At 71.5% G+C, this 21,644-nt stretch carries 18 protein-coding genes; 17 read left to right on the forward strand and 1 reads right to left on the reverse strand.

The genetic code is table 11. The features are described 5' to 3' along the window. Positions 1 to 133 precede the first annotated feature (133 nt). On the forward strand, positions 134 to 811 hold the full coding sequence (locus ACFWWR_RS00195) for a GntR family transcriptional regulator (RefSeq protein ID WP_383874082.1): 678 nt from the start codon (positions 134 to 136) through the stop codon (positions 809 to 811). A gap of 12 nt (positions 812 to 823) precedes the next feature. Here ACFWWR_RS00195 and ACFWWR_RS00200 read toward each other — a convergent pair whose 3' ends face one another. Continuing rightward, a complete protein-coding gene (locus ACFWWR_RS00200; protein ID WP_384301104.1) occupies positions 824 to 1,273 on the reverse strand; it encodes an NmrA family NAD(P)-binding protein in 450 nt (149 codons plus the stop codon). A 225-nt stretch (positions 1,274 to 1,498) separates the two neighbouring features. On the opposite strand from ACFWWR_RS00200, the gene ACFWWR_RS00205 reads away from it, so the two are divergent. The 16 genes from ACFWWR_RS00205 to ACFWWR_RS00280 all read left to right on the forward strand — a co-directional run bounded on the left by ACFWWR_RS00205 (position 1,499) and on the right by ACFWWR_RS00280 (position 21,522). After that, complete coding sequence (locus ACFWWR_RS00205) at positions 1,499 to 2,680, forward strand: ROK family protein (RefSeq protein WP_384301106.1); 1,182 nt, start codon at positions 1,499 to 1,501, stop codon at positions 2,678 to 2,680. Positions 2,681 to 2,915: 235 nt separating this feature from the next. Next, on the forward strand, positions 2,916 to 4,433 hold the full coding sequence (locus ACFWWR_RS00210) for a sugar ABC transporter ATP-binding protein (protein WP_384301108.1): 1,518 nt from the start codon (positions 2,916 to 2,918) through the stop codon (positions 4,431 to 4,433). Then, positions 4,430 to 5,449, forward strand: a complete 1,020-nt coding sequence (locus tag ACFWWR_RS00215; RefSeq protein ID WP_383874092.1) for an ABC transporter permease — start codon at positions 4,430 to 4,432, stop codon at positions 5,447 to 5,449. The genes ACFWWR_RS00210 and ACFWWR_RS00215 overlap by 4 nt, the downstream gene beginning before the upstream one ends. 17 nt (positions 5,450 to 5,466) lie before the next feature. Next, complete coding sequence (locus ACFWWR_RS00220) at positions 5,467 to 6,525, forward strand: substrate-binding domain-containing protein (protein WP_383874095.1); 1,059 nt, start codon at positions 5,467 to 5,469, stop codon at positions 6,523 to 6,525. Positions 6,526 to 6,608: 83 nt separating this feature from the next. Next, the gene (locus ACFWWR_RS00225; RefSeq protein ID WP_384301110.1) at positions 6,609 to 7,871 is read left to right on the forward strand and encodes a Gfo/Idh/MocA family protein; all 1,263 of its coding nucleotides are present in this window, start codon (positions 6,609 to 6,611) and stop codon (positions 7,869 to 7,871) included. Positions 7,872 to 7,885: 14 nt separating this feature from the next. Next, positions 7,886 to 8,890 (forward strand): sugar phosphate isomerase/epimerase family protein, encoded by a 1,005-nt coding sequence (locus ACFWWR_RS00230; protein ID WP_383874100.1) that lies wholly within the window; start codon positions 7,886 to 7,888, stop codon positions 8,888 to 8,890. Between the two features lie 95 nt (positions 8,891 to 8,985). Beyond that, positions 8,986 to 11,508, forward strand: coding sequence for a PQQ-dependent sugar dehydrogenase (locus ACFWWR_RS00235; RefSeq protein ID WP_384301112.1), 2,523 nt, complete (start codon positions 8,986 to 8,988; stop codon positions 11,506 to 11,508). Between the two features lie 15 nt (positions 11,509 to 11,523). After that, the gene (locus tag ACFWWR_RS00240) at positions 11,524 to 12,885 is read left to right on the forward strand and encodes a ThuA domain-containing protein (RefSeq protein ID WP_384301114.1); all 1,362 of its coding nucleotides are present in this window, start codon (positions 11,524 to 11,526) and stop codon (positions 12,883 to 12,885) included. Between the two features lie 196 nt (positions 12,886 to 13,081). Beyond that, complete coding sequence (locus ACFWWR_RS00245) at positions 13,082 to 14,209, forward strand: inositol-3-phosphate synthase (RefSeq protein WP_384301116.1); 1,128 nt, start codon at positions 13,082 to 13,084, stop codon at positions 14,207 to 14,209. Continuing rightward, the gene (locus ACFWWR_RS00250; protein WP_383877685.1) at positions 14,206 to 15,147 is read left to right on the forward strand and encodes an SCO3242 family prenyltransferase; all 942 of its coding nucleotides are present in this window, start codon (positions 14,206 to 14,208) and stop codon (positions 15,145 to 15,147) included. The genes ACFWWR_RS00245 and ACFWWR_RS00250 overlap by 4 nt, the downstream gene beginning before the upstream one ends. Beyond that, complete coding sequence (locus ACFWWR_RS00255; RefSeq protein WP_383877683.1) at positions 15,144 to 16,190, forward strand: sugar phosphate isomerase/epimerase family protein; 1,047 nt, start codon at positions 15,144 to 15,146, stop codon at positions 16,188 to 16,190. Before ACFWWR_RS00250 ends, ACFWWR_RS00255 begins: the two co-directional genes overlap by 4 nt. Beyond that, positions 16,187 to 16,903: an EboA domain-containing protein gene (locus ACFWWR_RS00260; protein ID WP_383877681.1), complete on the forward strand. Its 717-nt coding sequence runs from the start codon at positions 16,187 to 16,189 to the stop codon at positions 16,901 to 16,903. The genes ACFWWR_RS00255 and ACFWWR_RS00260 overlap by 4 nt, the downstream gene beginning before the upstream one ends. After that, positions 16,903 to 17,751, forward strand: a complete 849-nt coding sequence (locus tag ACFWWR_RS00265) for a TatD family hydrolase (protein ID WP_384301118.1) — start codon at positions 16,903 to 16,905, stop codon at positions 17,749 to 17,751. The genes ACFWWR_RS00260 and ACFWWR_RS00265 overlap by 1 nt, the downstream gene beginning before the upstream one ends. A 3-nt stretch (positions 17,752 to 17,754) precedes the next feature. After that, complete coding sequence (gene eboE / locus ACFWWR_RS00270; RefSeq protein ID WP_384301120.1) at positions 17,755 to 18,999, forward strand: metabolite traffic protein EboE; 1,245 nt, start codon at positions 17,755 to 17,757, stop codon at positions 18,997 to 18,999. Beyond that, positions 18,996 to 20,393 carry an alkaline phosphatase family protein gene (locus ACFWWR_RS00275; RefSeq protein WP_384301122.1) on the forward strand — a complete coding sequence of 466 codons (1,398 nt, stop codon included), beginning with the start codon at positions 18,996 to 18,998 and terminating at the stop codon, positions 20,391 to 20,393. Before eboE ends, ACFWWR_RS00275 begins: the two co-directional genes overlap by 4 nt. Before the next feature lie 58 nt (positions 20,394 to 20,451). Further along, positions 20,452 to 21,522, forward strand: a complete 1,071-nt coding sequence (locus ACFWWR_RS00280; RefSeq protein ID WP_384301124.1) for a sugar phosphate isomerase/epimerase family protein — start codon at positions 20,452 to 20,454, stop codon at positions 21,520 to 21,522. The last annotated feature ends 122 nt before the right edge of the window (positions 21,523 to 21,644 follow it).

Raw genomic sequence — 21,644 nt, forward strand, 5'->3', positions numbered from 1 at the left:
GACGAGGAAGACCGCCCGCTCCTCTGGCAACTGTGCACCGTAGACTGTAGACGAAAGACAATCGATACTGGGTCTACGGGTGACACCGGCTTTTACGGCTGCTGTGCACGGCCCGCCGAGGAGGGGGACCGCGATGTTGTCGACAGGACTGCCGCAGGGAGCAGTGCCCAAACTCGAAAGGCCCGGCCCGTTGCGGGACCGTGTCTACGAGGCGCTGCTCGAACTCATCACCACCCGCGCCCTGCAGCCCGGCCAGCACCTCGTGGAGAGCGAACTCGCCGGCCATCTCGGGGTCTCCCGGCAGCCGGTGCGCGAGGCGTTGCAGCGGCTGAACACCGAGGGCTGGGTCGATCTTCGCCCCGCGCAGGGCGCGTTCGTGCACGAGCCCACCGAGGAGGAGGCCGACCAACTCCTCACCGTGCGCACGCTGTTGGAGGCCGAGGCCGCCCGACTGGCCGCCGCGAACGCGGACAAGGCCGGCATCCAAGCGCTGGAGGAGATCGTGGCGCAGGGCAGGCTGGCGGTCGCCTCCGACGACGTGGACGCCGCCGTCGCCCTGAACGCCCGCTTCCACGGGAAGGTCATGGAACTCGCGGGCAACGCGGTCCTCGCCGAACTCGCGGCGCAGGTCGACCGGCGGGTGCGCTGGTACTACACGCCGGTGGCCCGGCAGCGCGGAAACCAGTCCTGGATCGAACACCGGGACCTGATCGCCGCGATCGCCGACCGCGACGAGCAGCGCGCCACCGAGCTCATGCGGGAACACACCGAGCACACGCGCCGCTCGTACCACGCCCGCCAACAGCCCTGACCCTCACGGGACTCAGAAGGCGTCCGCGTGCGCCCTCGCCCATGCGGCGAAGGCGCGCGGCGCCCGCCCGGTGACCTCGTGGACCGTCGGCACGACCACCGACTCGTCCAGGGTGCCGTCCACGCAGAAGCCGAAGAACGCGTCGACGTACGGCGTCGGCATCCGCGACTCCAGCTCGGCACGCGCCTCCTCGTGCGTCAGCCCCACGGCGCGCATGTCCCGGCCCAGCACCTCGCCGAGGACCCGGACCCGATCGGCGGGCAACAGCGGCCCGGGACCGATCAGTTCGAGGACGCGCCCCGCGAACTCGTCGGAAAGATCGCCGGCCACGGCCTCCACCCCCGGCGGCGCCCCGTCCGGGCGGTCGGCCCGGCTCAGCGCCCGCACCGGCCGGCCTGCCTCGGCCAGGGCGCGGACGAGTTCGGCACCCACGTTCCCCGTGGCCCCCGTCACCAGGGTCACACGGTCCCTCTCTCCGCTCCCGAGCCGGGCCCGGCCCGGGTCGTGCCCATTCGGCGGCGCACCGGCGGGAGACACCAGGGCACGGACCTCCTTTGTCCTGCGAGGGGAAAAAGTCTGCGGCAATCCGTGCACGACTTCTTCCCAGCTTCGGCAGCCGCTGCTACGTTCCCCTCGAAAGCCCGGCAACAGGTGGCCGATTGAGGCGGGGAGGGGCTCGTGAGACGCATGACGGCACGACCCGCGAACGCTCACCAGGCCCGCCTGCTGAAGCTGCTGCGTGACGGCGGCCCCAACTCCCGTGCGCAACTGGGAGATCAGGTCGATCTGTCACGGTCCAAGCTGGCCGTCGAGGTCGACCGACTGCTGGAGACCGGCCTGGTCGTGGCCGACGGACTCGCCGCCTCGCGCGGCGGCCGCCGCTCCCACAACATCAGGCTCGCGCCGGGCCTCAGGTTCCTCGGCGTCGACATCGGCGCGACCTCGGTCGACGTCGCCGTCACCAACGCCGAACTGGAGATCCTCGGCCACCTCAACCAGCCCATGGACGTACGCGAGGGCCCGGTCGCGGTCTTCGAGCAAGTGCTGGCCATGGCTGCGAAGTTGAGGGACTCGGGACTCGCGGAGGGGTACGACGGCGCCGGCATCGGCGTCCCGGGCCCCGTCCGCTTCCCCGAGGGTGTGCCGGTGGCTCCGCCGATCATGCCGGGCTGGGACGGCTTCCCCGTGCGGGAGGCGCTCAGCCAGGAACTCGGCTGCCCGGTCATGGTCGACAACGACGTGAACCTGATGGCCATGGGGGAGATGCACGCGGGCGTCGCACGCTCCGTGGGCGACTTCCTCTGCGTCAAGATCGGCACCGGCATCGGCTGCGGCATCGTCGCCGCCGGTGACGTCCACCGCGGGGTGACGGGCAGCGCGGGCGACATCGGGCACATCCAGGCCGTGCCCGACGGACGACCGTGCGCCTGCGGCAACCGGGGCTGCCTCGAAGCCCACTTCAGCGGGGCGGCCCTCGCCCGGGATGCCACCGACGCCGCCCAGCGGGGCCTGTCGGTGGAACTCGCGACCCGCCTGGAGACGAACGGCGGCCTCACCGCCGTCGATGTCGCCGCAGCGGCCGCCGCGGGCGACGCCACCGCCCTCGACCTGATCCGCGAGGGCGGCGACCGCGTCGGCCAGGTCATCGCCGGCCTGGTCAACTTCTTCAACCCCGGCCTGGTGGTGATCGGCGGCGGGGTCACCGGCCTCGGCCACACCCTGCTCGCCGCGATCCGCACCCAGGTCTACCGCCAGTCGCTGCCACTCGCGACCGGCAACCTGCCCATCGTCCTGGGGGAGTTGGGTCCCACCGCCGGAGTGATCGGCGCGGCCCGCCTCATCAGCGACCACCTGTTCTCACCCGCATAAAACACCGAATTCCCCAGCGCACCAGCACGCGTCGTACGCTCACCCGCCGACCCCATACGCCTGCCGACAGACTCCCCACGCCCGCCGGCAGACACCCTGCACCTGTCAGCAGACCGCATACGTTCGCCGGCAGACCTCATCCGGCACATCGCCGACCGCATACAGCTCACCGGCACCGCGCCCAGCTTCGCCCTGCCCTGAATCCGGCCCGCACGCCTGCCAGGGGGACCCGCACATGGCACCACGACCCACGCTGCTCAGCATGTCCGGCATCACCAAGTCGTTCCCCGGAGTCCGGGCCCTCGACGGCGTCGACCTCGACGTCCAGGCCGGAGAGGTGCACTGCCTGCTCGGCCAGAACGGTGCCGGCAAGTCCACCCTCATCAAGGTTCTGGCCGGCGCCCACCAGCCCGACACCGGCACCATCCGCTGGAGCGGCGATGCCGTCACGCTCCGCTCACCGATCGCCGCGATGCGCCTCGGCATCGCCACCATCTACCAGGAACTCGACCTGGTGGAGCACCTGTCGGTGGCCGAGAACGTCCACCTGGGCCATGAACCCACGGCGGCCGGTTTCGTCGTACGCGGCAAGGCGGCTCGAGCGTCAACGGCCAAGCTGCTCAAACGACTCGGGCATCCGGAGATCGACACCGGCCGCCTGGTGGGGGAGTTGTCGGCCGCCCAGCAGCAGATCGTGTCCATGGCCCGGGCGCTCTCGCACGACGTACGGCTCATCGTGATGGACGAACCGTCCGCCGCCCTCGACCCGGACGAGGTCGACAACCTCTTCCGGATCGTCGGCGACCTCACCGCCGACGGAGTAGCGGTCGTCTACATCTCGCACCGGCTGGAGGAGATCCGCCGCATCGGCGACCGGGTGACCGTCCTCAAGGACGGGCGGGCCGTCGCGGTGGGACTGCCCGCGAAGACGACGCCGACCCGCGAGGTCGTCGAGTTGATGACGGGACGCAACGTCGAGTACGTGTTCCCGGAACGGCCGGCGCGGGCACCCGACGGCACCCCGGTCCTGGAGGTCGAAGGGCTGACCCGGGACGGTGAGTTCGAACCCCTCGACCTGAGCATCCGTCCCGGCGAGATCGTCGGCCTCGCCGGACTCGTGGGCTCGGGCCGCTCCGAGATCCTGGAGACGATCTACGGAGCCCGCAAACCCACCGCCGGCCACGTCAGCGTCGACGGACGCCCGCTGCGACCGGGCAGCGTCCGCGCCGCCGTCCGCGCCGGTCTCGGACTCGCCCCCGAAGAACGCAAGGCGCAGGCCCTGCTGATGCTGGAGTCGGTCACCCGCAACGTCTCCGTGTCCTCCATGTCCCGCTTCGCACGCGCGGGTTGGATCGACCGCGGCGCCGAACTGCGGGCCGCGCGGGCCGCGACGCGCGAGCTGTCGCTTCGGCCCGACAACCCGGACGTGCCGGTGCGCACCCTGTCCGGCGGTAACCAGCAAAAGGCCGTCCTGGCCCGCTGGCTGCTGCGCGGCTGCCGGGTGCTGCTGCTCGACGAACCGACCCGCGGGGTGGACGTAGGCGCCCGCGCCGAACTGTATGCAGTCGTCCGTCGACTGGCTGATGAAGGCCTCGCCGTACTGCTGGTCTCCAGCGAGGTCCCCGAGGTGCTCGGCCTCGCCGACCGTGTCCTGGTGCTGCGCGAGGGCCGCGTCGTCCACACGGCGCCCGCCCGCGACCTCGACGAACACCGCGTACTCGACCTCGTCATGGAAGGAAGCCCCGCGTCATGACGCAGCCCGTCTCCCCGCCCCGGGACAGCGCCGACAAGGTGCCGTCGGCGAACGAAGCCCCGGCCTGGCGGTCCCTCGTCTTCCGCGCCGACGTGCGCACCCTCTCCCTCCTCGGCGTGCTCGCCGCGCTGATCGTCATCGGCGGCATCACCAAGCCGGAGGAGTTCCTCGACACCCGCAACCTCCAACTCGTCCTCACTCAGGCCTCGGTGATCGGCGTCGTCACCGTCGGGATGACCTTCGTCATCACCTCGGGCGGCATCGACCTGTCCGTCGGCGCGATCGTCGCCCTCGCCTCCGTGTGGGCCACCACGGTCGCCACGCAGGAGTACGGCTTCGCGGGCATCCTCTTCACCGCGGTGATCGTCGGCCTCGGGTGCGGCCTGGTCAACGGGCTGCTCATCGCGTACGGCGGGATGGTCCCCTTCATCGCCACCCTCGCCATGCTGGCCTCCGCCCGAGGGCTCGCCCTGCAGATCACCGACGGCCGCACCCAGATCGTCACCGTCGACGGCATCCTCGACCTCGGCGAACGCGACTCCTACGTGCTCGGCATTCCGCCGCTGGTCATGGTGTTCGCGGTCGTGACGATCATTGGCTGGCTCGTGCTCAACCGGACCACCTTCGGACGCCGCACGGTCGCCGTCGGCGGCAACGCGGAGGCCGCACGGCTCGCCGGCATCGACGTACGCCGTCAGCGGCTGTACCTCTACCTGCTGTCCGGACTGTGCTGCGGCATCGCCGCCTTCCTGCTGATCATCCTGTCCGGCTCCGGCCAGAACACCAACGGCAACCTCTACGAACTCGACGCCATCGCGGCCGCCATCATCGGCGGAACCCTGCTCAGCGGGGGTCGCGGCACCATCACGGGCTCCGTGCTCGGCGTCCTGATCTTCACCACGATCACCAACATCTTCGCCCTGAACAACCTGCAGAGCGACGTCCAGCAGATCGCCAAGGGCGCGATCATCGTCGCCGCCGTGCTGGTCCAGCGCCGTACCGCGAGCACGAACTGAGGAAAGGGTTCACCGCCATGCCAGAGCCGACTTACCCGAGCCGCTTCACCAGTCGCAGAGGACTGCTCTTCGGGACCGCCGCCGTGTCGGCGGGCGCCCTCCTCGCCGGTTGCACCAGCAACGACTCCAGTGACGACGAGCCGGCCGCGAACGATCGGCCGGCCGCCGAGGACAAGCCCGGCAAGGAGGTCACCATCGGCTTCGCCGGCCCGCAGGCCGACCACGGCTGGCTCAACGCCATCAACGACAACGCCAAGAACCGGGCGAAGAAGTACTCCGACGTCACCCTGGAGATCACCGAAGGCTCGAACGACACCGCCCAGCAGATCGGGCAGATCGAGACCCTCATCAACAAGAAGGTCGACGTCCTGGTCGTGCTGCCCGCCGACGGCAAGGCGCTCACCCAGGTCGGCCTCAAGGCGATGCGGGCGGGCATCCCGGTCGTCAACCTCGACCGGATCTTCAACACCCCGCAGGCATACCGCTGCTGGATCGGCGGAGACAACTACGGCATGGGCCTCAGCGCCGGTCACTACATCGGCGAGAAGCTCAAGGGGAAGTCCGGTGCGAGGGTCATCGAACTGGCCGGCCTGGACAACCTGGAGCTGACCAAGCAGCGCACCCAGGGCTTCGACGACGCGCTGAAGAACTACCCCGACATCAGGAAGGTGGCCCGCCAGGCGGCCGACTTCACGGTCGAGTCGGGGCAGGCCAAGATGGCCCAACTCCTGCAGGCACAGTCGAAGTTCGACGCGGTCTGGAACCACGACGACGACCAGGGAGTGGGCGCGCTGCGCGCCATCGAGCAGGCCGGGCGCGACGACTTCCTGATGGTCGGCGGCGCGGGCGCCCTGTCCGCCTTCCAGGCCATCAAGCAGGACAACGGCGTCCTGAAGGCGACCGTCCTCTACCCGCCGACCATGGCCGCCTCCGCGATCGATCTCGCCCGCGCCCTGGGCCAGACCAAGGGAGTCAGCGGCCTCGCCGAGTACGAGATCCCGGCGTCGATCACGCTCTACTCGGCCGTCGTGGACAAGGACAACGTCGACCAGTACATGTCCACCGGCTTCAAGTGAGGCGTCCCGCCGAAGGCGCCCGGTTCCTCGACGGCCCGGGCTGCACCCCCCACCGCGCCACCACGACGAGGAGGACACCGCGTATGGCACAGCCGCAGCAGTCAGCAGGGGCGGAGGCGAACGGGCCGGACAGGGCCGGGGCCGAGCGCCTGGAGGGGGCCGGGGCCGGGAAGCCGTCGCTGCGCGTCGGCATGGTCGGTTACGCCTTCATGGGCGCCGCCCACTCCCAGGGCTGGCGTACCGCGGGCCGTGTCTTCGACCTTCCCCGCACCCCGGTCCTGGCCGCGCTCTGCGGACGGGACGCGGCGGCCGTCCGCGCGGCGGCCGACCGGCACGGCTGGGCGTCCACCGAAACCGACTGGCGTGCCCTGATCGCGCGGGACGACATCGACCTCGTCGACATCTGCACCCCCGGCGACAGCCACGCCGAGATCGCCCTCGCCGCCCTGGCCGCCGGCAAGCACGTGCTGTGCGAAAAACCCCTCGCGAACACCGTCGAGGAGGCCGAAGTGATGACCCGCGCGGCCGAAACCGCCTATGAACAGGGCAAGTTGGCGATGGTCGGCTTCAACTACCGCCGGGTGCCCGCCACCGCGCTGGCCCGTTCGATGGTCGCCGACGGCCGCCTCGGCACCCTGCGGCACGTGCGGGTGACGTACCTTCAGGACTGGCTGGTGGACCCCCAGTTCCCGCTGACCTGGCGACTGCGCAGGGAACTGGCGGGCTCGGGATCGCTCGGCGACCTCGGCGCGCACATCGTCGACCTCGCCCAGTACCTGGCGGGGGAACCGCTCGCCGGCGTCTCCGCCCTCACCGAGACCTTCGTACGGGAGCGTCCGCTGCCCGGCGGCCCCGGCAGCGGCCTGTCCGCGACCTCCGCCGCCGGCAGCCGCACCGGTCAGGTGACCGTGGACGACGCCGCCCTGTTCACCGGCCGCTTCACCTCCGGCGCCCTCGCCTCCTTCGAGGCCACCCGGTACGCCACCGGCCGGAAGAACGCCCTGCGCATCGAACTCAACGGCGAACTCGGCTCGCTCGCCTTCGACTTGGAGCGCCTCAACGAACTCTCGTACCACGACGGTACGGAGTCCGCGGCGCACGCCGGCTTCCGCCGCATCCTCGTCACCGAACCCGACCACCCCTACCTGGACGCCTGGTGGCCGCCGGGCCACGGCCTCGGCTACGAACACACCTTCGTCCACCAGGCCCGCGACCTGGTCCACGCGATCGCCGAGGGCCGCCGGCCCGAACCCTCCTTCGCCGACGGACTCCAGGTGCAGCGCGTCCTGGCGGCGGTGGAGGAGAGCGCCGAGAAGAACTCCGTCTACACGCCCATAGCGGCCTGAGGAGGCCCCGCGACATGCCGCGCACCTTCACGCTCTTCACCGGCCAGTGGGCCGACCTGCCGCTCGAAGAGGTCTGCCGCCTCGCCCGCGACTTCGGCTACGACGGTCTCGAACTCGCCTGCTGGGGCGACCACTTCGAGGTCGACAAGGCACTCGCCGACCCGTCGTACATCGACTCGCGCCACCAACTCCTCGACAAGTACGGCCTCAAGTGCTGGGCCATCTCCAACCACCTGGTCGGCCAGGCGGTCTGCGACGCCATCATCGACGAACGCCACCAGGCCATCCTGCCCGCCCGCATCTGGGGAGACGGCGACGCGGAGGGCGTACGGCGACGGGCCGCGGCCGAGATCGCCGACACCGCCCGCGCCGCGGCCGCCTTCGGGGTCGACACGGTCGTCGGTTTCACCGGCTCCGCGATCTGGCACCTGGTCGCCATGTTCCCGCCCGCGCCGGCCTCGATGATCGAGCGCGGCTACGAGGACTTCGCCCAGCGGTGGAATCCGATCCTCGACGTCTTCGACGCGGAGGGCGTGCGGTTCGCGCACGAAGTCCACCCCAGCGAGATTGCATACGATTACTGGACGACTGTATGCGCGCTGGACGCGGTAGACCGTCGACCGGCTTTCGGCCTCAACTTCGACCCGAGCCACTTCGTGTGGCAGGACCTCGACCCGGTCGGCTTCCTCTGGGACTTCCGCGACCGCATCTACCACGTCGACTGCAAAGAGGCCCGCAAGCGGCTCGACGGCCGCAACGGCCGCCTCGGCTCCCACCTGCCCTGGGGCGACCCGCGCCGCGGCTGGGACTTCGTCTCCGCGGGCCACGGAGACGTCCCCTGGGAGGACGTCTTCCGGATGCTGCGCTCCATCGACTACCAGGGCCCCATCTCCGTGGAGTGGGAGGACGCCGGCATGGACCGGCTCCAGGGCGCCCCGGAGGCCCTGGCCCGCCTCAAGGCGTACGACTTCGAGCCGCCGTCGGCCTCCTTCGACGCGGCGTTCGGCGGCAACGAGTAGACCGACGGCGTTGCCCCTGCCATGACTTCCGGGATGACGGCGCATCCCGGCGCACCGCACCCGCACGTACAACCGGCCCCATTCTGGAGGCACCCGTGCACGGGAACGACAGCACCACCAGCACCGACAGAAACGAGACCCACAGACGACGCCTGCCGCTGAGCAAGGCAGTCGCCCTGCTCAGCAGCGCGCTGCTGGCGGGCGCGTCCCTCACCCTCACCGCGCCACAGGCCGGCGCAGCCGTCGCCGACCCGGGAGCCGCGACGGCCGCGCCGGCCGCCTCCGCCGCCGAGGACTTCCAGCAGGTCACCCTCGCCAAGGGCGAGCCGGAGGTCGGCGAGCCCATGTCGCTCGCGGTCCTCCCCGACCGCTCGGTCCTGCACACCTCGCGCGACGGCGAACTCCGCCTCACCGACGCGGCGGGCAACACCAGGCTCGCCGGCAAGCTCGACGTCTACTCCCACGACGAAGAGGGCCTCCAAGGCATCGGCGTGGACCCGGACTTCACGAGCAACCGCTTCATCTACCTCTACTACGCGCCCCCGTTGAGCACCCCCGCGGGCGACGCCCCCGAGACCGGCACCGCCGCCGACTTCGCGCCCTTCGACGGCGTCAACCGGCTCTCCCGGTTCGTCCTGAGGACCGACGGCACCCTCGACGCCGCCAGCGAGAAAAAGGTCCTCGACGTCCCGGCCTCCCGCGGCCTGTGCTGCCACGTCGGCGGCGACATCGACTTCGACGCGGCGGGCAACCTGTACCTGTCGACCGGCGACGACACCAACCCGTTCCAGTCCGACGGCTTCACCCCCATCGACGAACGGGACAACCGCAACCCCGCCTTCGACGCCCGGCGTTCGTCCGGCAACACCAACGACCTGCGCGGCAAGATCCTGCGCATCAAGGTGAACGCCGACGGTTCGTACGCGATCCCCGACGGCAACCTCTTCGCGCCCGGCGCGGACAGGACGCGGCCCGAGATCTACGCGATGGGCTTCCGCAACCCGTTCCGCTTCAGCGTCGACAAGGAGACGGGCATCCTCTACGTCGGCGACTACGGCCCGGACGCCGGCACCGCCGACCCGGCCCGTGGACCGGCCGGTCAGGTGGAGTTCGCGCGGGTCACCGGTCCCGGGAACTTCGGATGGCCGTTCTGCACGGGCGACAATGACCCGTATATCGCATACGACTTCGCGACCGGTGTATCCGGTGCACCGTTCGACTGCAGCGCCCCGAAGAACACCTCCCCCCACAACACCGGCCTGACCGACCTGCCGCCCGCCCAGCCGGCCTGGATCCCGTACGACGGCGGATCCGTGCCCGAGTTCGGCACCGGCTCCGAGTCTCCGATGGGCGGGCCGGTCTACCACTACGACGCCTCGCTCGACTCGCCGGTGAAGTTCCCCGAGGCCTACGACGGCGACTTCTTCGCCGGGGAGTTCGGCCGCCGCTGGATCAAGAGGATCGTCAGCGACGACAGCGGCACTGTTCAGTCGATCAACGACGTGCCGTGGACCGGCACCCAGATCATGGACATGGCCTTCGGTCCCGACGGCGCGCTGTACGTCCTCGACTACGGCGTCTCCTGGTTCGGCGGCGACGAGCACTCGGCCCTGTACCGCATCGAGAACGCCACCGACGGCCACTCCCCGGTCGCGCAGGCCGCGGCGAGCCGGACCTCGGGACAGGCCCCGCTGCGGGTGAGCTTCTCCTCCGCGGGCACCTCCGACCAGGACGGCGACACCGTCACCCACAGCTGGGACTTCGGTGACGGAGCCACGTCGACCTCGGCCAACCCGACGCACACGTACAAGAAGAACGGCACGTACACCGCGACCCTGACCGCCAAGGACCCGAGCGGCCGCACCGGCAGCGCGAGCGTGCAGATCGTCGTCGGCAACACCGCACCGAAGGTGACCCTCGAACTCCCGCGTGACGGGCAGCTGTTCAGCTTCGGGGACGCGATCCCGTTCAAGGTGCGCGTCACCGACCCCGAGGACGGCAGGGCCGTCGACTGCGCCAAGGTGAAGGTCACCTTCATCCTCGGCCACGACACCCACGGCCACCCGCTGACCTCCGCCAACGGCTGCACCGGCACCATCCAGACCAGCGCCGACGGCGGCCACGACGAGGACGCCAACATCTTCGGCGTCTTCGACGCCGAGTACACCGACGGCGGTGGCGGCGGCCAGGCCCCGCTCACCACCCACGACCAGAACGTCGTCCAGCCCGAGCACCGCCAGGCCGAGCACTTCAACGCCTCCTCCGGCGTCTCCGTCGTCGCCAAGGACACCGCACACGGCGGGAAGACGGTCGGGGACGTGCACAACGGCGACTGGATCTCCTTCACGCCGTACGCCCTCGGCAACGCCGAGAAGATCACGGCCCGCGTCTCCTCGGGCGGCACGGGCGGCACGCTCGAGATCCGCGCCGGGTCCGCGAGGGGCACGCTGCTCGGAAAGGCGACCGTGCCGGTGACCGGCGGCTGGGACACCTTCCAGGACGTCAGCGCCGACCTGTCCCGCGCCCCGCGCGGCACGACCACGCTGTACCTGGTCTTCAAGGGCAGGGGCACCGGCGCCCTGTACGACGTGGACGACTTCACCTTCACGACCGGCTGAGAGGAGGCGATGGTGATGCGACCAACCAGACGTCTGCGCACAGCGGTTGCCGGCGCGGCGCTGCTCCTCGGCTGCGTCTCCGGGCCCGCCGCCTCGCACCCCGACGACGGCGAACGGGTGCTCGTCTTCTCCAAGACGGCCGGTTTCCGGCACGACTCGATCCCGGACGGCGTGGCGGCCGTCCAGCAGCTCGGCCGGACATCGGGCTTCAAGGTCGACGCGACGGAGGACGCCGGCGCGTTCACCGCGCGCAACCTGCGGCGATACGACGCGGTCGTGTTCCTGTCCACGACCGGAGACGTCCTCGACCCCGCCCAACAGGCGGCCTTCGAGGGCTACATCCGCCACGGCGGCGGCTACGTCGGCATACACGCCGCCGCCGACACCGAGTACGACTGGGAGTTCTACGGCGGCCTCGCCGGCGCCTACTTCCAGTCGCACCCGGCGATCCAGCCCGCGACCGTCGACGTCGAGGACCGCGCACACCCGGCGACCTCGGACCTTCCGATGACCTGGGAGCGCACCGACGAGTGGTACAACTACCGCTCCAATCCCCGGGAGCGGGCCCACGTCCTCGCCTCGCTCGACGAGTCGTCGTACTCCGGCGGCACCATGCACGGCGACCATCCGATCGCCTGGTGCCAGACCTACCAGGGCGGCCGCGCCTTCTACACGGGCGGCGGGCACACGAAGGAGTCGTACGCGGATCCGGTATTCCGTAGGCACCTGGCCGGCGGGATCCTGTATGCAACAGGCGGTGTCCAGGCGGACTGTCGACCGGAGACCGGATACCGTCCGCTCTTCGACGGCAGCTCGACGGCCGGCTGGAGCCAGGCCGGCCCGGGCTCCTTCACGCTGGACGACGACGGCACGATCACCTCGTCGGGCGGGATGGGGATGCTCTGGTACGCCGACCGGGCCTTCGGGGCGTACTCGCTGAAGCTCGACTGGAAGATGGCCAGTGAGTCCGGCGACGACAACTCCGGTGTGTTCGTGGGCTTCCCGCCCTCGTCCGACCCGTGGTCGGCGGTGAACAGCGGCTACGAGATCCAGATCGACGCCACCGACGTGCCGGAGAAGACCACCGGCTCCGTCTACGGGTTCCGGTCCGCCGACGTGAACAAGCGCGACCGCGCGCTGAACCCGCCGGGGGAGTGGAACACGTACGAGATCCGGGTGGAGGGCGAGCGTCTGCGCGTCTGGCTCAACGGCGTGAAGATCAACGATTTCACCAACACCGATCCGGCCCGCAGTCTCAGGGACGGCCACGTCGGCATCCAGAACCACGGAGCCGACGACCGGGTGTCCTTCCGCGACATCCGGATCAAGGAACTGCCCGCGAAGTCCATGCCACCCACGGCTTCGCAGGGCGACTGAGCGGCGGCGGGCGGGGGACGCCGGACTCCCGCCCGCCGCTTTCCCCCAGCGCGAGCTCTGTAAGACCGCCGGCTGTGCGTACGGCCCAGGCGTTCGTACGACGGTTTCGCGACCCTCGTGCGATCTCGTGCGATCTCGTGCGACCTGGTGCGATCTCGTGCGACTTCGTACGACGTGTTCGACAAGGAGGCTGCCCATGTCCGCGTCCGTTTCCGCACCGCGCGTCGGTGTATGGCTGATCGGGGCGCGTGGCTCCGTCGCCACCACGGTCGTCGCCGGCTGTGCCGCAGTGAGCGCGGGCCTGCACCCACCGAGCGGCCTGGTCACCGAGACACCCGTGTTCGCCGACAGCGGCCTGCCGGCCCTGGGCGCCCTCGTCTTCGGCGGTCACGACACGCTGGACTGCCCCCTGCCCAAACGCGCGGAGGCGCTGGCGGCCGGCGGTGTCCTGCCGTACGGTCTCCCGGCGGCGATCGAGGCCGAACTGACTGCCGCGGACCGGGAGATCAGGCCTGGCGGCCCCGTCCCGGACGACGGCCGCGGCGAGGACGAGCTGATCGCCGCCTTCGCCTCGGACATACGGGACTTCGTTCGGCGGCGGGCCCTGGACCGGGCAGTCGTGGTGAACGTCGCCTCCACGGAACCGGCCGCAACCGGCACCGACCTGCCCGCCAGCTCCCTCTACGCGGCGGCGGCCCTGCGCGCGGGCTGCCCGTACGTGAACTTCACCCCGTCGACCGGCCTGCACCACCCGGCGCTGGCGCCACTCGCCGAGTCGTCGGGACTCCCCTACGCGGGCCGGGACGGCAAGACCGGCCAGACCCTGCTCCGCTCGGTGCTGGGCCCGATGTTCGCGCAGCGGGCGCTCGCCGTGCGGGCCTGGTCCGGGACCAATCTGCTGGGCGGCGGCGACGGCGCCTCCCTCTCCGACCCGGCCGCCGCGGCGGCGAAGAACGCGGGCAAGGAGCGCGTTCTCGCCGACACTCTCGGCGCGGTCCCCGAGGGCGAGATCCACATCGACGACGTTCCCGTACTCGGCGACTGGAAGACCGCCTGGGACCACATCGCCTTCGACGGCTTCCTCGGCGCCCGCATGATCCTCCAGACCACCTGGCAGGGCTGCGACTCCGCCCTGGCCGCACCCCTGGTCCTCGACCTGGCCCGCCTCGTCGCCCGCGCCCACGAGCGGGGCCTGTCCGGCCCGCTGACCGAACTGGGCTTCTACTTCAAGGACCCGGTGGGGCAGGGGCCGTCGGCCCTGGGGGAGCAGTACGCCGCACTGGTGGGGTTCGGCCGGCGGCTGCGGGCCGAGGTGGCGCGATGAACGGCCCCGCGGCGGGAGCGGCCTGGGCCGAACTGCTGCGCCTCCCCGCCCTGTTCACCGTCCCGGGCGACGCTCTCGCCGGTGCGGCGGCAGCCGCCCCGCACCCGAACCCCCGCACCCTGCTCGCCATCTGCTCCTCCCTCTGCCTGTACGAGGCCGGCATGGCTCTCAACGACTGGGCCGACCGGGACGAGGACGCCGCCGAGCGCCCGCACCGCCCCCTCCCTTCCGGCCGCGTCCGCCCCACCGCGGCGCTCGCGGCTGCCTGCGCCTTCACCGGTACCGGCCTGTCCCTGGCCGCTCGCGCCGGGCGCCCCGCTCTTGCCGTCGCGACGACCCTGGCGGCGACCGTCTGGGCGTACGACCTCGCCCTGAAACGCACCCCGGCAGGCCCTGTGGCCATGGCGGCGGCGCGCGGCCTGGACCTGCTGCTCGGCGCCACGGCCACGACGAGCGCGGGGGCGTCCATGCAGGAGGGGACGCCGCCGGGCACGGGCACCGCGAGTGGCATCCGCCGAGCCCTTCCGTCCGCCACCCTCCTCAGCGCACACACCCTCACGGTCACTGCCGTGTCACGCCGCGAAACCCAAGGCGGCACACCCCTGGCCCCGCTGGCGGCCCTGGCCGTGACCGCCGCGCTGACGGGGCTCGTGTCCCGTCCGTCCAGGCAACAGGGCATCCCGGTGTCGGCGCCCCACGTCGCTGTGCGCACCGCGCTCGCAGCCGGCTACGCGACGACCGCCGCCCGCCCCTACTTCCACGCCACCCTCAACCCGTCACCCCCGCTCACCCAACGAGCCGTCAGCGGCGGCATCCGCGCCACGATCCCCCTCCAGGCCGCCCTCTCCGCCCGCTCCGGCGCCCCCGTCACCGCCCTGCTCACGGCCGCCCTGGCCCCACTCGCCGCGAGATTCGCGAGGAAGGTGAGCGTGACATGAACCCCGAGCCCCTCCGCCCGCCGACCGGCAAGGCCAGAACCCGCGCCGCCGGAGACACCCGGCCGCACAACCCCGCGACCAGCCCTCACGCGCACAGCCCCGCAAGCGCCCTCCCTCCGGACAGTCCCACCATCACCCCCCACCCGCACAGTCCCGCCGTCACCTCTCCCCCCTCCACCTCCCACCCCCTCCGCTTCGGTTACGGCACCAACGGCCTCGCCGACCTCCGCCTCGACGACGCCCTCGCTCTCCTCGCCGACCTCGGCTACGACGGGGTCGGGCTGACCCTCGACCACATGCACCTCGACCCGATCGCCCCGGACCTGGCCTCCCGCACACGCCGCCTCGCGCAACGGCTGGACGAGCTCGGGCTGTCGGTCACCGTGGAGACAGGCGCCCGCTATGTGCTGGACCCCCGGCGCAAACACGGCCCCTCCCTGCTGGACCCGGACCCGGACGGCCGGGCCCGACGCGTCGACCTGCTGATCCGCGCGGTCCGGGTGGCCGCCGACCTCGGAGCCCACGCCGTGCACTGCTTCAGCGGGATCACGCCGGCGGGGACGGACACGGACACGGCGTGGAAGCGTCTGGCCGAGACACTCGCGCCCGTCCTGGACGCCGCCACCCGCGCAGGCATCCCCTTGGCCGTCGAACCCGAACCCGGTCACCTCCTCGCCACCCTCGCCGACTTCCACCGACTGCGCCGTACCCTCGGCGACCCGGAGCATCTCGGCCTGACCCTCGACATCGGCCACTGCCAGTGCCTGGAGCCCTGGTCTCCCGCCGAGTGCGTACGTGCCGCCGCCCCCTGGCTGCGGCACGTCCAGATCGAGGACATGCGCCGTGGTGTCCATGAACACCTCCCTCTCGGAGACGGGGAGATCGACTTCCCGCCGGTGCTCGCCGCCCTGGCGGCCGCCGGCTACCAGGGCCTGACCGTCGTGGAACTGCCCCGCCACTCCCACGCCGGCCCCCACTTCGCCGAACTGTCCCTCCCGTTCCTCCGTCACGCGGCGGCGCCCTCACCAGGGAGCACCTCATGACCCACACCGACGCCGACCCGGCTACCCCGGCGGCAGGCATCCAGGGCGCCACCCTCGCCCGCACCCCGCCACCCGACCTGCACGGCCGCGTCGTCGCCCGCCTCGACGGAGCCGCCCGCGCCTGGCTCGACCAGGCCCTCGACGAGGCCGCCGCCCATCCCGGCACGCACGGACCAATCTCGGTGTGGGAGCTGCGCCTGGCCGAGGCCGGGCGCCGCTGCGGCTCCGCCCACGCCGACGCCGTCCGCGTCCTCATCCTGCACGCGGCCCGCGCCGACACGGACGCCCTCACCCGCGTCTACGCGCAGGGCACCGCCGCCGAACGCCGAGCCGTCCTGCACGCCCTGCCCCACCTGGTGCCCGGCCCGGACGCCCTCCCGCTCGTCGAGGACGCCCTGCGCACCAACGACACCCACCTCCTCGCCGCCGCGGTCGGCCCGTACGCCGCCCGGCACCTGCCCGCCCACCACTGGCGCCACGCCGTCCTGAAGTGCCTGTTCACCGGTGTGCCCGTCGACGCGGTGGCCGACCTGGACGGCCGGGCCGACGCCGACGCGGAACTCGCCCGCATGCTCCGCGACTACGCCGCCGAACGCACCGCCGCCGGCCGTCCCGTCCCCGAGGACCTGTACCGCGTCCTGACCCTGACCGACCCCACGCCCGCCCCGCCCGCTGCGAAGGGCGATCCGGGCGGCGACGGCGAGGAGTTCTGATGCGCATCTTCGACCCCCACATCCACATGACGTCCCGCACCACCGACGACTACGAGGCCATGCGCGCCGCGGGCGTCCGTGCCGTCGTCGAGCCGTCCTTCTGGCTCGGCCAGCCCCGCACCTCGCCCGCCTCCTTCCTCGACTATTTCGACTCCCTCCTGGGCTGGGAGCCCTTCCGCGCCGCCCAGTACGGCATCGCCCACCACTGCACGCTCGCCCTCAACCCCAAGGAGGCGAACGACCCGCGCTGCCTGCCCCTCCTCGACGAACTGCCCCGGTATCTCGTCAAGGACCAGGTCGTGGCCGTCGGTGAGATCGGCTACGACTCGATGACCCCCGCCGAGGACACCGCCCTCGCCGCGCAGCTTCAGCTCGCCGCCGACCACCACCTGCCCGCGCTCGTCCACACTCCGCACCGCGACAAGCTCGCCGGCCTGCGACGCACCCTCGACGTCGTCCGGGAGTCGGCGCTGCCCCCGGAGCGGGTCCTGGTCGACCACCTCAACGAGACGACCGTCGAAGCGGCCAAGGACGGCGGCTGTTGGCTGGGCTTCTCCGTCTATCCGGAGACCAAGATGGACGAGGAGCGGATGGTCGCGATCCTTCGCACGTACGGGCCCGAGCGGGTGCTGGTGAACTCCGCCGCCGACTGGGGTCGCAGCGACCCCCTCAAGACGCGCAAGGTCGGCGACCTGATGCTGGCCGAGGGCTTCACCGACGACGAAGTCGACCGGGTGCTGTGGCGCAACCCCGTCGCCTTCTACGGCCTCAGCGGCCGCCTGAACCTGGAGGTCGCGACACCCGAGGCCACCCACGAGGGCAACTCCGTGCTGCGCGGCGGGGAGTGAGCGATGCGCTTCCGCCACCCCGACGGCTCCACCGTCCACCTCGCCTACTGCACCAACGTCCATCCCGCCGAAACCCTCGACGGCGTCCTCGCCCAGCTCCGCGACCACTGCGAGCCCGTCCGCCGACGCCTCGGCCGCGACCGGCTCGGCATCGGCCTGTGGCTCGCCAAGGACGCCGCCCATGCCCTCGTCACCGACCCGTCCGCCCTGCGCGCGCTGCGTACCGAACTCGACCGGCGGGGCCTCGAGGTCGTCACCCTCAACGGCTTCCCCTACGAGGGCTTCGGCGCCGAAGAGGTCAAGTACCGCGTGTACCGGCCCGACTGGGCCGACCCCGAACGTCTCGACCACACCACGGCCCTGGCCCGGGTCCTGGCCGGGCTCCTCCCCGACGACGTCACCGAGGGCAGCATCTCCACGCTGCCGCTGGCCTGGCGGACCGCTCTGCCGCCCACCGACGGATCCGTGACAGCAGACGGTACGTCCACGGCAGCGCGCACCGAGACGGCCTGCACCGCCCTGCTCGCCCTGGCCCGACGACTGGACGCCCTCGCTGAGTTGACCGGCCGCTCCATCCGCGTCGGCCTCGAACCCGAACCCGGCTGCGTCGTCGAGACCACCGCCGACGCCCTCGGCCCGCTCACCGCGATCGGCCACGACCGCATCGGCATCTGCGTCGACACCTGCCACCTCGCCACCTCCTTCGAAGACCCGCACACCGCCCTGGACGCGCTCACCCGGGCCGGAATCCCCGTCGTCAAGTCCCAGCTCTCGGCCGCACTGCACGCCGAACACCCCCATCTCCCCGAGGTCCGAGAGGCCCTGTCCGCCTTCGACGAACCCCGCTTCCTGCACCAGACCCGCGCCCGCCCCGCTCTCGACCCCGTTCGCGCGGGAGGGACTCCCGTGGCCGCCGGCCTTCGCGGCACCGACGACCTCGGCGAGGCCCTCACGGGCGACACGCTTCCCGACGCGGCCCCCTGGCGTGCCCACTTCCACGTCCCGCTGCATTCGGCCCCCGCCGCGCCCCTCACCTCCACGCTCCCCGTCCTGAAAGCCGCCCTGACCCGGCTCGTGGGCGGACCGCAACCGCTCACCCGTCACCTGGAGGTCGAGACCTACACCTGGCAGGCGCTCCCGCCCGAGCTGCGGCCCCGCGGCCGGTCCCAGCTCGCCGACGGCATCGCCGCCGAACTCACCCTGGCCCGCGACCTGTTGACGGACCTCGGCCTGAAGGAGCTCCCATGAGCACCCACCGGACCACCCCGGGCCCAACCCCTCTCCTCGTCCTCGACGTCGTCGGCCTCACCCCCCGTCTCCTCGACCACATGCCCCGCCTCAAGGCGCTCGCCCGGTCCGGCTCCCAAGCGCCGCTCGGCACCGTCCTGCCCGCCGTCACCTGCGCCGCCCAGTCCACCTTCCTGACCGGCACCCACCCCGGCGAGCACGGCATCGTCGGCAACGGTTGGTACTTCCGCGAACTCGGCGATGTACTCCTGTGGCGTCAGCACAACGGTCTGGTCGCCGGAGACAAACTCTGGGACGCCGCCCGCCGCGCGCACCCCGGCTACACGGTCGCCAACATCTGCTGGTGGTACGCCATGGGCGCCGACACCGACATCACCGTCACCCCCCGTCCCGTCTACTACGCCGACGGCCGCAAGGAACCCGACTGCTACACGCGGCCCGCCGCCCTCCACGACGAACTCACCCAGAAACTCGGCACCTTCCCCCTCTTCCACTTCTGGGGGCCAGGCGCGGACCTGGTCTCCAGCCGCTGGATCATCGACGCGACCCGCCACATCATCCACACCCGCCACCCCGACCTGACGCTCTGCTATCTCCCCCACCTCGACTACGACCTGCAGCGCTTCGGCCCCGACGACCCGCGCTCCCTGAAGGCGGCCGCCGATCTGGACGCGGCCCTGGCCCCGCTCCTGGACGACGCCCGCGCCGAGGGCCGTACCGTCGTCGCCCTGTCCGAGTACGGCATCACCCGCGTGGACCGGCCCGTCGACATCAACCGAGCCCTGCGCCGCGCCGGGCTGCTGGAGGTGCACACGCAGGACGGCATGGAGTACCTCGACCCGATGGCCTCCCGCGCCTTCGCCGTCGCCGACCACCAGATCGCCCACGTCTACGTCCGCCGGCCCGAAGACCTCGACGCGACCCGGGCCGCCCTCGACGGCCTGCCCGGCATCGAGCAACTCCTGGACGACCAGGGAAAGAAGGCCCACCACCTCGACCATCCGCGCTCCGGCGAACTCGTCGCCGTCGCGGAGCCGGACGCCTGGTTCACGTACTACTACTGGCTCGACGACGCCCGCGCGCCCGACTTCGCGCAACTGGTCGAGATCCACCGCAAACCCGGCTACGACCCGGTCGAACTCTTCATGGACCCGCTCGACCCCTATGTGAAGGTGAAGGCGGCCACGGCACTGGCCCGCAAGAAACTCGGTATGCGCTACCGCATGGCGGTCGTGCCCCTGGATCCCTCACCTATTCGCGGCAGCCACGGCCGCCTTCCCGAGAGCGACGACGACGGTCCGCTCCTCATCTGCTCCACCCCCCGCGCTGTCGGAGACCGCGTGGCGGCCACCGACGTGAAAGCACTGCTGCTCCACCTGTCCGGTCTGTCCTGACTGGTCACAAGTGAACCACTCACCACTGACAACGCCCTCCCACCACGAGGAGTTCCAGATGAGCCGCACACCCCGCACCACCGGAACGAGCAAGGCGCACGACCCCGAACTCACCCACCGCCTCACCAGACGAGGCATGCTCGGCGTGGCCGCCGGAACCACCGCGGCCGCCATACTCGGCGCCGCGGCGGCCCCCGCCACGGCCGCCACCGCCGGCACCGAAGCCACGGCCTCCGCCGCCGGCCGGGGCCGTCCCGTCCTGCCGCCCGGGCGGCTCGGCATCCAGCTGTACAGCCTGCGCGACAAGGTCTCCACGCTGGGCTTCGCCCCCGTCTTCGCCGAGCTGGAGAAGTACGGCTACGACGAGGTCGAGTTCGCCGGCTACACCCAGGGCTCGGCCGGTCCGATCACGCTCGCCCAGCTCAAACGGCTGGCCAGGAACCACGGCCTGAACCCGATCGGCAGCCACGTCGGCTACTACTCCAGCGACCCGAACGCCTACACCTTCGCCCAGAACCTCACCAAGGTCCTCGACGACGCCCAGGCCCTCGGACTCAAGCACATCGGCACCGCCGCCGGACCGTTCCGCTACGGCTCGACCGTCGACGCGTGGAAGCGCGCGGCCGAGGACTTCAACACCTACGGTGCGGCGGCCAGGGCACGCGGCATGAAGTTCTACCAGCACAACCACTCCGAGGAGTTCTCCTTCGCCACCGACAACCCCAAGGTCCGGCTCTACGACGTGCTGCTCGCCGAGACCGACCCCGACCTGGTGTTCCTGGAGATGGACATCTTCTGGGCGTACTCGGGCCAGTTCCGCTTCTCGAAGCGGCCCGACGGCACGCCCGCGCCCTTCGAACCCCTCGACTACGTCCTCAAGCAGCCCCACCGCTACCCGCTCTTCCACGTCAAGGACGGGGAGAGCGACCCGGCGAACCAGTACGGCTACCGCATGACCGACGTCGGTGACGGCGACATCGACTACCAGCGGTTCATCTCCGCCGTGACCCGGCTGCGCGGCGAACGACTCGCCCACCACTGGCAGGCCGAGCACGACAACCCGACCGAGTCGTTCACCTTCGCACGCCGTTCGAGCAAGCACCTGCACTCCCTGCGGGAGAAGTGCTGACAGCTCGTACGCACGTGAGGCGGGCCCACCACGCGGGGGGGGGGGGCGCCGCCCCGAACCCCGACCCGCGTCAGGCAGCCCCGTACGGCGGCGGGCGCGCCGACCGCCGGGTTACCCCCTGG

This window comes from Streptomyces sp. NPDC058678 (genome assembly GCF_042714835.1).
GTDB lineage: Bacteria > Actinomycetota > Actinomycetes > Streptomycetales > Streptomycetaceae > Streptomyces.

Coding starts and splice junctions, on each gene's coding strand:
- ACFWWR_RS00195 (WP_383874082.1), top strand. CDS start 134: ATGTTGTCGACAGGACTGCCGCAGGGAGCAGTGCCCAAACTCGAAAGG.
- ACFWWR_RS00205 (WP_384301106.1), top strand. CDS start 1,499: ATGACGGCACGACCCGCGAACGCTCACCAGGCCCGCCTGCTGAAGCTG.
- ACFWWR_RS00210 (WP_384301108.1), top strand. CDS start 2,916: ATGGCACCACGACCCACGCTGCTCAGCATGTCCGGCATCACCAAGTCG.
- ACFWWR_RS00215 (WP_383874092.1), top strand. CDS start 4,430: ATGACGCAGCCCGTCTCCCCGCCCCGGGACAGCGCCGACAAGGTGCCG.
- ACFWWR_RS00220 (WP_383874095.1), top strand. CDS start 5,467: ATGCCAGAGCCGACTTACCCGAGCCGCTTCACCAGTCGCAGAGGACTG.
- ACFWWR_RS00225 (WP_384301110.1), top strand. CDS start 6,609: ATGGCACAGCCGCAGCAGTCAGCAGGGGCGGAGGCGAACGGGCCGGAC.
- ACFWWR_RS00230 (WP_383874100.1), top strand. CDS start 7,886: ATGCCGCGCACCTTCACGCTCTTCACCGGCCAGTGGGCCGACCTGCCG.
- ACFWWR_RS00240 (WP_384301114.1), top strand. CDS start 11,524: ATGCGACCAACCAGACGTCTGCGCACAGCGGTTGCCGGCGCGGCGCTG.
- ACFWWR_RS00245 (WP_384301116.1), top strand. CDS start 13,082: ATGTCCGCGTCCGTTTCCGCACCGCGCGTCGGTGTATGGCTGATCGGG.
- ACFWWR_RS00250 (WP_383877685.1), top strand. CDS start 14,206: ATGAACGGCCCCGCGGCGGGAGCGGCCTGGGCCGAACTGCTGCGCCTC.
- ACFWWR_RS00255 (WP_383877683.1), top strand. CDS start 15,144: ATGAACCCCGAGCCCCTCCGCCCGCCGACCGGCAAGGCCAGAACCCGC.
- ACFWWR_RS00260 (WP_383877681.1), top strand. CDS start 16,187: ATGACCCACACCGACGCCGACCCGGCTACCCCGGCGGCAGGCATCCAG.
- ACFWWR_RS00265 (WP_384301118.1), top strand. CDS start 16,903: ATGCGCATCTTCGACCCCCACATCCACATGACGTCCCGCACCACCGAC.
- eboE (WP_384301120.1), top strand. CDS start 17,755: ATGCGCTTCCGCCACCCCGACGGCTCCACCGTCCACCTCGCCTACTGC.
- ACFWWR_RS00275 (WP_384301122.1), top strand. CDS start 18,996: ATGAGCACCCACCGGACCACCCCGGGCCCAACCCCTCTCCTCGTCCTC.
- ACFWWR_RS00280 (WP_384301124.1), top strand. CDS start 20,452: ATGAGCCGCACACCCCGCACCACCGGAACGAGCAAGGCGCACGACCCC.